The sequence below is a fragment of the Pantoea sp. Acro-807 genome (assembly GCF_011752675.1).
Classification (GTDB): Bacteria; Pseudomonadota; Gammaproteobacteria; order Enterobacterales; family Enterobacteriaceae; genus Pantoea; species Pantoea eucrina.
In genome coordinates this window covers 450,266-462,320 of the sequence record NZ_VWXE01000001.1, presented here as the reverse complement: position 1 = coordinate 462,320, position 12,055 = coordinate 450,266, and the positions used below count along the sequence as shown (strand labels likewise).

The window sequence follows — 12,055 nt, the reverse complement described above, 5'->3', positions numbered from 1 at the left end:
GGAAGAGCCCGACGCTGGTCCTGTATGAATTCACAGGAGTGTACCTAAATCCTGCACGCTTTGCACCTTCCCTGCGTTAGCGGGTTTTAATGACCAGCCGGTTACTCTGTTTCACCTCTTCCATCACGACATAGGTGCGGGTGTCGTTTACGCCTGGCAGGCGCAGCAAGGTTTCTCCCAGCAGTTTACGATAGGCAGACATATCAGGCACGCGGGTTTTCAGCAGATAGTCAAAGTCACCGGAAACGAGGTGACACTCTTGAGTTTCCTCAAGTTTTTGCACTGCGGCGTTAAATTGCTCAAACACGTCAGGGGCACCGCGATTCAGAGTAATCTCAACAAATACCAGCAGGGATGCATCAAGGTAGTGCGGGTTAAGCTGAGCGGTGTAGCCGAGGATAAAGCCCTGTCGCTCCAGGCGGCGAACACGCTCAAGGCATGGCGTTGGCGAAAGGCCTACGCGCTTGGAAAGCTCAACATTGGAGATACGGCCATCTTTTTGCAGTTCATTCAGGATATTTCTGTCGATACGATCCAGATCTTTTCCGGGGCGCTTTTTATTGTCTACCATTATTATTGTCTCTCTTAATTCCTTCCCTATGCCTGCCACAACCCTGAAAAATGCGTATTCCAGAGCCTTACTGAATTGAAGACCATAAGCCTGTGCAGTCGCGCACCATCCGTATGACGCATGCTGTCTGTCCACATCATGCGTCATTACCAATGTCAGGCTGAGATTTTCTGACGCCACCGCGCAAAACAGCAATCAATTACCGTTCTGAACCGCCAGAGACTCTCTGCTTCTTCCAATGTTTTCGCAAATGCGCAGGCGATTGTCAAAGTAAAACATCTAAATTCAGTACAAGATGCCAGATACCGTGCTGGAGCCCTGTTTTTAAATGATATTTTCAGGGCGGTGATGCCTTTTATTTACTCAGAATGCACTCTTTTAGCGCAACGCTGCAGCAAAGATGCGTTTCATCGTCTACGCCGCTTGCAGCAATTGCTAACAAAATGGTGCAAAGCTTTTTTTGCTGTCCTAATTTCCCTACAATCAAAATCACTGTTGTCAGAAACACACTGAGGAATGCATGAGTACGGCCAAACACAGCAAACTGCTTATCCTGGGCTCAGGCCCAGCCGGTTATACCGCTGCAGTTTATGCGGCACGCGCTAACCTGAATCCGGTTCTGATTACCGGTCTGGAAAAGGGCGGCCAGCTTACGACGACCACCGAAGTTGAAAACTGGCCAGGCGACCCGCATGACCTGACCGGGCCGTCGCTGATGGAGCGTATGCATGCGCATGCCGAAAAATTCAACACTGAAATCCTGTTCGATCATATTCATACCGTTGACCTGCAGCAGCGCCCTTTCCGCCTGACCGGCGACAGCGGCGAATATACGGCGGACGCCCTGATTATTGCGACGGGTGCATCTGCACGCTATCTGGGTCTGCCTTCTGAAGAGGCATTTAAGGGCCGTGGCGTCTCTGCCTGTGCGACCTGCGACGGTTTTTTCTATCGCAACCAGAAAGTTGCGGTGATCGGCGGAGGCAATACTGCTGTTGAAGAGGCGCTGTACCTTGCCAACATCGCGTCTGAGGTGCACCTGATTCACCGCCGCGACACCTTCCGCGCAGAGAAAATTCTGATCGACCGGCTGATGGAAAAAGTGCGCAGCGGCAACATTGTGCTGCATACGCACCGCACGCTGGAAGAAGTGACCGGTGACCAGATGGGTGTGACCGGCGTGAAGCTGCTGGCAACTAACGGTGAGCCTGCAGAATCGCTTGAGGTCGCAGGCCTGTTTGTCGCCATCGGCCACAGTCCAAACACCGCCATTTTTGAGGGCCAGCTGGCGCTGGAAAATGGCTACATTAAGGTGCAGTCCGGCCTGCACGGTAACGCCACGCAGACCAGTATTCCGGGCGTCTTTGCCGCAGGCGATGTGATGGATCACACTTATCGTCAGGCGATTACCTCTGCCGGTACCGGCTGTATGGCAGCGCTGGATGCAGAGCGCTATCTGGATGGGCTGGTTAAAACCGATCGGTAACGTGTTAATAACCTGATCATAATCAAAGTGAGGCGACCTGTTCAGGTCGCCTTTTTTATGTACCGCGTGCTAAAGTGCTGCCGACCGCAATAACCGGATACTTTATCGGGTTTTCGCCCTGTTTCAGAAGAGCAGACGACAGTATGAATAAATCACGGCAAAAGCGCCTGCTGGGCTGGTTACGGCAGCAGCGGGCCTCCGGCGCTACCGCCCTGCGGCTGGCTGCGCTATGCGGCTTTGCCTCCGCACTCGTTCTTATCGCCCAGGCGTGGCTGATGGCTACGCTACTGCAGCAGCTGGTTGTCTCCGATCGGCCCCGCTCGTCGCTGGTCACTCAGTTTGTGCTGTTGCTGTTCTGTTTTCTGTTGCGTGCCGGCTTTAACTATGGCCGGGAGATGGCAGGCTTCCGCGCCGGTCTCGCCATCCGGCGGGCGCTGCGGCGCCAGCTGCTTGATCGCATCGATGCGCTCGGACCGGCCTGGATACAGGGCAGACCTGCCGGCAGCTGGTCAACGCTGCTGCTTGAGCAGATTGAACAGCTGCAGGAATATTATGCGCGTTATCTGCCACAGATGACGCTGGCGGTTGCTATTCCCTGCGCAATTTTGCTAGCTGTGTTTCCCGTTAACTGGGCTGCAGGGCTGATCCTGCTGGTCACCGCTCCGCTGATCCCGCTATTTATGGCGCTGGTGGGCATGGGCGCAGCGGACGCCAGCCGGCGTAACTTTCTCGCGCTATCACGCCTGAGCGGCGATTTTTACGATCGTCTGCGCGGACGCGACACGCTGCGGCTGTTTCACCGTGCAGCGGCTGAGAAGCAGGCTATTGCCGCCAGCACCGATAGCTTTCGGCAGCGGACAATGGACGTGCTGCGCCTCGCTTTTCTCTCCTCGGCGGTGCTGGAATTTTTCGCCTCGCTGGCGATTGCCGTTGTCGCCGTCTATTTTGGTTTTTCTTACCTTGGCGAATTTAATTTTGGTCATTATGGTACTGGCGTAACGCTGTTTGCCGGCTTTCTTGCGCTAATCCTTGCGCCGGAGTTTTTCCAGCCGCTGCGCGATCTGGGTACCTTTTATCACGCCAAAGCGCAGGCGGCAGGCGCAGCAGATGCGCTGGAAACGTTTCTGCAGGCGACACCGGATGCCCGGCTACAGGGGCCAGTTCGCCCGTGGTGTGACGAGGCTCCTCTGACGCTGACCGCAGAGGATCTGGTGGTAATGAGTCCTGGCGGCCACGCGCTGACGCAGCCGCTTAACTTTACCCTGCGCGCAGGCTGCCGGGTCGCGCTGGTCGGTGAAAGCGGCGCAGGCAAAACCGTGCTGATGAACGCGCTGCTCGGTTTCCTGCCCTGGCAGGGCGTGCTGCGGGCCAATGGCGTGGATCTGCGCCATATCGATCGTGCAGAGTGGCAGCGGCAGCTTGCCTGGGTGGGACAGAATCCGCAGCTGCCTGCACAAACGCTGCGCGATAACCTGATGCCGGATCGACCCGTTGAGGAGAGCAGACTGCAGGCTGTATTAGCCCAGGCTGGCGTAAGCGCATTTCTGACAAGCCTGCCGCTGGGGCTGGATACGCCGACTGGCGAGGATGGTGTCGGGCTTTCTGTTGGTCAGGCTCAGCGGATTGCGGTTGCCCGTGCGCTGCTGAAGCCGGCAAAACTGCTGCTGCTGGATGAACCGGGTTCAGGTCTGGACAGCACCAGCGAATATCACGTCATGCAGGCGCTTAACCAGGCGGCACGGCAGCAGACAACGTTAATGATTACGCACCAGCTGCACGATCTGGCGCAGTGGGATGAAGTGTGGGTCATGCAGCAGGGTGCGCTGGTACAGCAGGGAAGCTGGCAGCAGCTCAGCAGGGAGCCCGGGCTGCTGCAGGAGATGATACGGCAACGTCAGCAGGAGGTTTCACTGTGCGCTCAATAATGCCTTTTCTGCGTCTGTTCCGGCAGCACCCCTGGCGCCTGGGATTGGGGATCGCGCTGGCTATCCTCACCCTGCTTGCCAGTGTGAGCCTGCTTACGCTCTCGGGCTGGTTTCTGGCTGCCTCCTCGCTGGCAGGGCTGGCCGGGCTCTACGCCTTCAACTATATGCTGCCGGCGGCAGGCGTGCGCGGTGCCGCGATTATACGCACCGCCGCGCGTTATTTTGAGCGTCTTGTCAGTCATGACGCCACTTTCCGGGTGCTGCAGCATCTGCGTGTCTACACCTTCAGCCGCCTGATGGCGCTGGCACCTGAGCAGCTATCGCGCTTTCGTCATGGCGAGCTGCTGAATCGTTTTGTCAGCGATGTCGATACGCTCGATCATCTCTACCTGCGTATTATTTCGCCCCTGGCCGGTGCGGCAGTGGTCATTATCGTCGTAACCTGCAGTCTCTCTCTGCTCAGCCTGCCTCTGGCGCTGCTCTTAGGCGGCAGCATGCTGCTGACCCTGCTACTGCTGCCCGCCCTCTTCTGTTATTTTGGTCAGGCTTCCGGCGCGCGTATCGCCCGCTCTCAGGCGAGCTGGCGGCTGCAGCTTGCTGGCTGGCTCATGGCTCAGGCTGAGCTAAAAATCTATGGTGCAGCGACGGCCTGGCGTCAGCGGCTGGACAGCACAGAGCAGCAGTGGCAGCGCGCGCAGCAACAGCAGCATCACCTGCAGGCGTTTGCGCAGAGCCTGCTGCTGCTGATAGCCGGTCTGACCGTAACGCTGTTGCTGTGGGTGTCAGCTGCTTCTGTCGGGGGCGCAGCGATTGCGCTGTTTCTGTTCTGTGGCCTCGCGGCGTTTGAAGCGCTGGCACCGGTTGCCGGCGCTTTTCTGCCGCTGGCGCAGGTCAGCAGCGCCGCACGGCGCGTGCAGGAGATTATCGACCAGCCGCCTGCCATCTATTTTCCGCCAGCCATGCCGAATACGGCGCCGGGTATCAGCCTCACGCTGGATAACGTTTCATTTAGCTATCCGCAGCGCCCGGAGCCGGTATTAGCGCATTTTTCACTGCAGCTGCGACAAGGCGAACGTATCGCTCTGCTCGGCCCGACCGGCTGCGGTAAATCGAGCCTGCTGGCGCTTATCACCCGTAGCCGGGAAGCCACCGCGGGAAGTATTCAGCTTAATGATACTCCGCTCTCACAGTGGGATGAGACCAGCCTGCGGCAGCGTATCAGCGTGGTGACGCAGCGCGTGCATCTTTTCAGCCAGACGCTGCGGGACAACCTCTTACTGGCGCGCCCCACGGCCAGCGACAGTGAGCTGACAGCCGCTCTGACACAGGCCGGGCTCGGCTTTCTGGCTGAACAGCCTGACGGACTGGATAGCTGGATGGGTGAAGGCGGCAGACCCCTTTCCGGCGGCGAACTGCGGCGGCTGGCCATCGCCCGCGCCCTGCTGCACAACGGCGATCTCTGGCTGCTGGATGAACCCACTGAAGGGCTGGACGCCACGACCGAGCAGCACATTCTGCAATTACTGCTGCGGGTCAGCAAGGGTAAGACGCTGATTATGGTGACACATCGCCTGCAGGGTCTGGAGAAGATGGATCGCATCTGCGTCATGGATCAGGGCGCCATTGTGGAATCAGGTTCTCATGACGTATTAATCTCAAAAGCGGGTCGCTACTGGCGTTTCCGTCAGCGCTTTGCGTTATAGTCTGGAGATGACGCTTCTGAGTAGCTGATGCCATGAGACTGGTACAACTTTCACGTGATTCACTGCACTTCCCGCCGCCGGAAATGGCGCTGCGCGAACCAAACGGTTTGCTGGCGATGGGCGGCGATCTCTCGCCTGCACGTCTGATTAACGCCTACCAGCACGGTATTTTTCCCTGGTTTTCGCCCGGCGATCCGATTCTCTGGTGGTCGCCCGATCCGCGGGCCGTGCTGATGCCAGACGCCTTTCATCTCAGCCGGAGCATGGCGCGTTTTCACCGTCGCTCTCCCTATCGCGTGACCATGAACCACGCCTTTGCACAGGTACTTGAAGGCTGCGCGACCGGACGTCAGGAGGGAACCTGGATCACTTTTGAGGTCAAACGCGCCTGGCTGCGCCTGTATGAACTGGGGCATGCGCACTCTGTTGAAGTGTGGCATGAAAATAGCCTGGTCGGGGGTATGTACGGTCTGGCGCTCGGCCAGATGTTCTGCGGAGAATCGATGTTCAGCCGGCAGGAAAACGCTTCAAAAACCGCGCTGTGGGTATTTTCGCAGCACTTCCGGGCTCATCAGGGCAGGCTTATCGATTGTCAGGTGCTTAATCCCCATACGGCATCGCTCGGCGCAACGGAAATTCCGCGCGCTGACTATCTGCAGGAGCTAAAAAAGCTGGCGTGGCAGCCGGTTGCTGAAGGATGCTGGCAGACGCAGACCCTTTTTTAGCCCTCTCCGCAGATGTTTTGCACACAAATCCACATAAAAGTGATACAATAAGCGAGTTTGGTATGTCGTCCGCGCTTCGCTGTGGCGAGCCGGAATTGCCAGGCTGGGAATCTCACCTGTTTCCTGAAACTGTTTCATCCACCCCAGCCGGGCCGGTTGCTGCAGATTCTTAGCCCGCTAATCCCCCGCAGACGTCAACAACACCCGAATTTATCCGTACTGCACGCGCGACAGCGCGACGCACGGCGAAGCGTTGGCAAAAACAGCCAACGTTTCTTTACATAAATCATGGAATTCGGCATTATCTTGCCGGTTCAACAGTTTGGTAGTTCACCCAGAGGATTCGATGGCCAAAGAAGACAATATTGAAATGCAGGGTACCGTACTGGATACGTTACCTAACACCATGTTCCGCGTAGAGCTTGAAAACGGGCACGTGGTTACCGCTCATATCTCCGGTAAAATGCGCAAAAACTATATCCGCATCCTGACGGGTGACAAAGTCACTGTAGAGTTGACCCCGTACGACCTGAGCAAAGGCCGCATTGTCTTCCGCAGTCGCTAAGCTGCTGCACACGTCGCGGGCTGGTTAAGTTTCCAGCCGCAAAAAAAAGGCCGGATAATTATCCGGCCTTTTGTTTTATTGCCCTGGCGTTAGTGCACAGTGCCTTCCGTTTTGCGCTTCTCTGCGCTCAGGAAGTGATAAGTAAGCTGGTTTTTTTCTTTATCCAGCGCCACTGACACAGAGCCACCATCCACCAGCGAACCAAACAGCAGTTCATTGGCCAGCGGTTTTTTCAGGCTTTCCTGAACCGTACGCGCCATCGGACGCGCGCCCATCGCCTTATCGTAGCCTTTTTCTGCCAGCCAGTCGCGCGCGTCGTCGCTCACTTCCAGTGAGACGCCCTTCGCATCCAGCTGCGCCTGCAGTTCAACAATAAACTTATCGACGACCTGATGGATCACCTCAGCAGAGAGGTGACGGAACCAGATAATGTTGTCGAGACGGTTGCGGAACTCTGGCGTAAAGATCTTTTTGATCTCCTCCATCGCATCCGTACTGTTATCCTGCTGAATCAGACCGATTGACTTACGTTCAGTTTCGCGTACGCCGGCGTTAGTGGTCATGACCAGCACCACGTTACGGAAGTCCGCTTTGCGCCCGTTGTTGTCGGTCAGCATACCGTTATCCATAACCTGCAGCAGCAGGTTAAAGACATCCGGGTGCGCTTTCTCAATTTCATCCAGCAGCACCACAGCGTGCGGATGCTTGATCACCGCATCCGTTAACAGACCGCCCTGGTCAAAGCCCACATAGCCAGGAGGTGCGCCAATCAGACGGCTGACCGTATGGCGCTCCATATATTCCGACATATCAAAACGCAGCAGCTCAATGCCCAGCGCTTTCGCCAGCTGCACGGTGACTTCTGTTTTACCTACCCCGGTCGGACCGGCGAACAGGAAGGAGCCGACCGGCTTGCGATCCTGACCCAGACCAGCGCGACTCATTTTAATCGCTTCGGTCAGTGCCTCAATCGCATTATCCTGGCCAAATACCAGCATTTTCAGGCGGTCGCCCAGGTTTTTCAGCGTATCGCGATCGGTGGCCGATACGCTCTGTTCCGGTATACGTGCAATCCGTGCCACAACCGATTCAATATCGGATACGTTAACGGTTTTCTTACGCTTGCTCACCGGCACGAGACGCGCCCGCGCGCCCGCTTCATCGATGACGTCAATGGCTTTATCCGGCAGATGACGATCGTTGATATATTTGACCGCCAGCTCTACCGCGGCACGCACCGCCTTCGCGGTATAACGCACGTCATGATGCGCTTCATATTTCGGCTTCAGTCCGTTGAGGATCTGCACGGTCTCTTCAACCGAAGGCTCAGTAATATCAATTTTCTGGAAGCGGCGCGCCAGTGCGCGATCTTTCTCGAAAATATTGCTGAACTCCTGATAGGTTGTGGAACCCATCACGCGGATTTTACCGCTGGAGAGCAGTGGCTTAATCAGGTTAGCGGCATCCACCTGCCCGCCCGATGCTGCACCGGCACCGATGATGGTGTGGATCTCATCAATAAACAGGATGCTGTTGTTATCCTGCTCCAGCTGTTTGAGCAGCGCTTTAAAGCGCTTTTCAAAATCGCCGCGATATTTGGTGCCCGCCAGCAGAGAGCCGATATCCAGTGAATAGATAGTGCACTCTTTCATCACCTCAGGTACATCACCCTGCACAATACGCCAGGCGAGCCCTTCAGCAATCGCGGTTTTACCTACGCCCGATTCACCCACCAGCAGCGGATTGTTTTTACGCCGGCGGCACAGCACCTGCACGGCGCGCTCCAGCTCTTTTTCACGCCCGATAAGCGGGTCGATACCGCCAACGCGAGCAAGCTGGTTAAGATTGGTGGTGAAGTTCTCCATACGCTCCTCCCCGCCTGCCTGCTCTTCATTGACCGGATTGTCCGCGTTATTCTGCGACTGGCCGGGCTCATCTTTACGTGTGCCGTGAGAGATGAAATTCACCACATCGAGACGGCTGATTTCATGTTTGCGCAGCAGATAAGCCGCCTGCGACTCCTGCTCGCTGAAAATGGCAACCAGGACATTGGCGCCTGCAACTTCACTGCGACCGGAAGATTGAACGTGGAATACCGCCCGCTGCAGCACGCGCTGGAAGCTGAGCGTAGGTTGCGTATCGCGCTCAGCTTCGCCGACCGGCAGCACCGGCGTGGTTTGTTCGATGAAGGCTTCGAGTTCCTGACGCAGAGCCACAATATCCACCGTACAGGCTTCCAGTGCCTCTCTGGCCGACGGGTTACTGAGCAGTGCCAGTAACAGATGTTCGACGGTCATAAACTCGTGACGGTGCTCGCGCGCTCTGGCGAAAGCCATGTTTAAACTGAGTTCCAGTTCTTGATTGAGCATTTGGCACCTCCCCCAATTATCGCTCTGACTGCCTGTTTCCTATATGGAGACAGGTTCAGGCTTTTTCCAGCGTACACAGCAAAGGATGTTGATTCTCTCTGGCATAGTTGTTCACCTGCGCAGCTTTTGTCTCTGCTACTTCAGCGGTGAAAACACCGCAGACTGCCTTTCCATGATAGTGAACTTTCAGCATCAGTTGCGTGGCGCGTTCAATATCATAAGAAAAGAACTTTTGCAGAACGTCAATAACAAATTCCATAGGTGTATAATCGTCATTATTCAGGATGACTTTATACATTGAAGGCGGCTTTAACCCTTCACGTACTTTGTCTTCGGCCAGGTGTTCAAAATTAAGCCAGTCGTTTGTGTTTGCCATAATCGTCCATTGGAATTCTGCGTTGCGGTCATGCATTTTAGCCTGCACTAACCTGAAGTTTAACACGTCTGTCAAGCCGGGTTTGCTATCGCTGCTATCGGTACGAAAAGCAGATGCGCGACCTGTATCACAAAATTCTCAATAGCGTTAACTGCCTCAAATTTTGGTGATTTTCTGCCCATGCATCCGGGTCGATTGCTTGACGATAAGGTCCGTTTCTCTACATTCTACATGCACAAGCTGATTGAGTTTTAAACAACCGCGACTCACAGCTGCGATGACCTCACCTACTTATCAGAATGTCTTGCGAGGGAAGTAAAAGCATGGAGACGGGTACTGTTAAATGGTTCAACAACGCCAAGGGCTTCGGCTTTATTTGTCCGGTTGGCGGTGGCGATGACATCTTTGCGCACTACTCCACCATTCAGATGGAGGGTTACAGAACGCTTAAAGCGGGTCAGCACGTTCAGTTTGATGTTCACGAAGGGCCAAAAGGCAACCATGCCAGTCTGATTGTCCCCTGTGAGGCGTCGCTGCATTCCTGACCGGCGCAGCGCGCGGTTATTCTGACCACTCCGCCCCTGAAATGCCAGCCGGTAACGCTGGCATTTTACTTTTCATCCTATCCTGCACGCCGCTGTGCCAGCATTTTTACCTGATTAAAAAGCGCTCTGAACAGCGGCGGAATCGCCTGCGGGCCGCGCTCCCCGGCTGCCAGCGCCACGGCAATGGCCAGCTCAGGCTTAGAGCTGTGATGGATCGCCTGCGTAATAATACGCCGTGGCGTCATCGCAATGTTTAACGGCAGGTGCGCCATCTGATGATAGACCGCGCGGAATCCGTGCTGATAGAGAAAGTGTTCAATGTCAGCTGCCGGAAACTGCGTCAGGTGCACCTCTTCCTTTTCGTGGGTCAGCAGCTGGCTGCGGGTGGTCGCCGCATATTTCTTTCCTGCCTCATCGCCATCGGTCAATACGTGCCAGGCAATTCCCATACGCCGGGCAAATTTCAGCAGCGGCTTCAGGCCTGCCTGGGCAAACTCGATCACCCGGATCCCTTCTGCGGCAAAATGATCGCCCTGCTGTCGCGCCAGCTCGTTAACGATCCACACCTCCGTCTCGCCCTCTACCAGCAGCCAGCAGCGGGCAAACAGCGCGGCGGGTCGATTAACGCGAATATGAAACGCGATGCGGCGATGATCCTCGGCGCTCAGCCCCGCTTCGCCGATACGCCACGCCGCTACGCGGCTCGCTTCACGCACCAGACGGCAGAGGTTTTCCAGCGGCGTCTGGGAAACCAGTTCACCTGAATTGGTGGTGACCAGCCGCTGCAGCGGCAGCAGCGTCAGTAAATTCCAGGTAACCGAAAGCATTATCGGGTGCAGCCGGGTTTCAGGATCCTCGACCAGCAGAACAGGCTGGGCGCCGTCTGGCAGCGCATTGCTGCCGGGCAGCAGTGCCAGCAGCCGCAGCTGCACCTCGCGACGATGCTCTGCACTAGCCCCCGCCAGCAGCCGGTTAAGCGCATCCAGCGCCTGCCAGCCTGCGCTGCCGTCGCGCAGTTCCGGTGCCATTCGCGGGTGACTGACGCCGGGTTGCTGAACGAGAAAATAGTGCGCCATCAGCTGCTGCATTGTCTGTACGCCCTGCAGCAGCACCTCATCGCTCACCGCCCGGCCGCCCGCCGCGCGATTGAGCTGCTGTAACACGCTCTGCAGCGCCTGCAGACCCGGATCCCGACCCTCACCGCCTGGTTCATGCGTCCGATGGCGCTGTCCGAACCGCGCATCGCGTAAACGCAGCACCGGATGGTGCTGCCGCAGCCAGCTTATCGCCGCCACCGTCGGCTCCGCTGCCAGCAGCTGATTACGCGCGTCAATGAAACGCCAGCTGCTTTTCACACCGTTTGCTTTGCAGGTAGCCCGCAGACTGAAGCGCAGATAACTCCCCTGCTCATCATGCTGCCAGAAAGGCTGCAGCAGGGTATTTTCCCGCTCTGCTTCACAGGCGCGAAAGCGCACCACTATCTGTAGTGTGCGCCAGCGTGCCGCGGGGGCCGCGGCGGGGAAATGGAAATCCTCTTCGCTGAGGGTGGCGTGCGCGCTGGCCGGATCCAGCATGAGTGAGAACGCGTCCAGCAGGCTTGATTTGCCCCAGGCGTTTTCACCTATCAGAAGATTCGTCATCGTAAGCGGCAGCGAGAGCTGATTAATGCCGCGAAAGCCGCTGATATCAATATGATCCAGAATCATAGGGTTATCCTGTACAGAGGTTGCCTGAGCATGGTGTACGGTGGCGTATGGGTCAAGGCGCAAATTATCCGCAGACGGTGATTT

At 56.5% G+C, this 12,055-nt stretch carries 10 protein-coding genes; 6 read left to right on the top strand and 4 right to left on the bottom strand.

The genetic code is table 11. The features are described from left to right. Positions 1–76: 76 nt before the first annotated feature. Entirely contained in the window at positions 77–571 is a 495-nt protein-coding gene (gene lrp / locus F3J39_RS02240) for a leucine-responsive transcriptional regulator Lrp (protein ID WP_006118610.1), read from the bottom strand. 520 nt (positions 572–1,091) lie between these two features. On the opposite strand from lrp, the gene trxB reads away from it, so the two are divergent. The 5 genes from trxB to infA all read left to right on the top strand — a co-directional run bounded on the left by trxB (position 1,092) and on the right by infA (position 6,975). Further along, positions 1,092–2,057 (top strand): thioredoxin-disulfide reductase, encoded by a 966-nt coding sequence (gene trxB, locus F3J39_RS02235; RefSeq protein WP_071668681.1) that lies wholly within the window; start codon positions 1,092–1,094, stop codon positions 2,055–2,057. 143 nt (positions 2,058–2,200) lie between these two features. After that, a complete protein-coding gene (cydD, locus tag F3J39_RS02230) occupies positions 2,201–3,982 on the top strand; it encodes a cysteine/glutathione ABC transporter permease/ATP-binding protein CydD (RefSeq protein ID WP_166713792.1) in 1,782 nt (593 codons plus the stop codon). Continuing rightward, a complete protein-coding gene (gene cydC, locus F3J39_RS02225) occupies positions 3,970–5,685 on the top strand; it encodes a cysteine/glutathione ABC transporter ATP-binding protein/permease CydC (protein ID WP_104084719.1) in 1,716 nt (571 codons plus the stop codon). The genes cydD and cydC overlap by 13 nt, the downstream gene beginning before the upstream one ends. 32 nt (positions 5,686–5,717) lie before the next feature. Next, positions 5,718–6,410: a leucyl/phenylalanyl-tRNA--protein transferase gene (gene aat / locus F3J39_RS02220; RefSeq protein ID WP_104084718.1), complete on the top strand. Its 693-nt coding sequence runs from the start codon at positions 5,718–5,720 to the stop codon at positions 6,408–6,410. Between the two features lie 346 nt (positions 6,411–6,756). After that, entirely contained in the window at positions 6,757–6,975 is a 219-nt protein-coding gene (gene infA / locus F3J39_RS02215; protein WP_002211347.1) for a translation initiation factor IF-1, read from the top strand. Between the two features lie 89 nt (positions 6,976–7,064). Here the strand turns inward: infA and clpA are convergent, their stop codons facing one another. Then, the gene (gene clpA, locus F3J39_RS02210; RefSeq protein ID WP_039383524.1) at positions 7,065–9,344 is read right to left on the bottom strand and encodes an ATP-dependent Clp protease ATP-binding subunit ClpA; all 2,280 of its coding nucleotides are present in this window, start codon (positions 9,342–9,344) and stop codon (positions 7,065–7,067) included. Positions 9,345–9,399: 55 nt separating this feature from the next. Next, on the bottom strand, positions 9,400–9,720 hold the full coding sequence (gene clpS, locus F3J39_RS02205; RefSeq protein WP_039385772.1) for an ATP-dependent Clp protease adapter ClpS: 321 nt from the start codon (positions 9,718–9,720) through the stop codon (positions 9,400–9,402). 323 nt (positions 9,721–10,043) lie between these two features. Between clpS and cspD the strand changes: the two genes are divergently transcribed. Next, positions 10,044–10,265 carry a cold shock-like protein CspD gene (gene cspD, locus F3J39_RS02200; protein WP_071668677.1) on the top strand — a complete coding sequence of 74 codons (222 nt, stop codon included), beginning with the start codon at positions 10,044–10,046 and terminating at the stop codon, positions 10,263–10,265. A 77-nt stretch (positions 10,266–10,342) separates the two neighbouring features. Here the strand turns inward: cspD and F3J39_RS02195 are convergent, their stop codons facing one another. Next, on the bottom strand, positions 10,343–11,971 hold the full coding sequence (locus tag F3J39_RS02195; RefSeq protein WP_104084717.1) for an ATP-dependent endonuclease: 1,629 nt from the start codon (positions 11,969–11,971) through the stop codon (positions 10,343–10,345). Between the last annotated feature and the right edge of the window lie 84 nt (positions 11,972–12,055).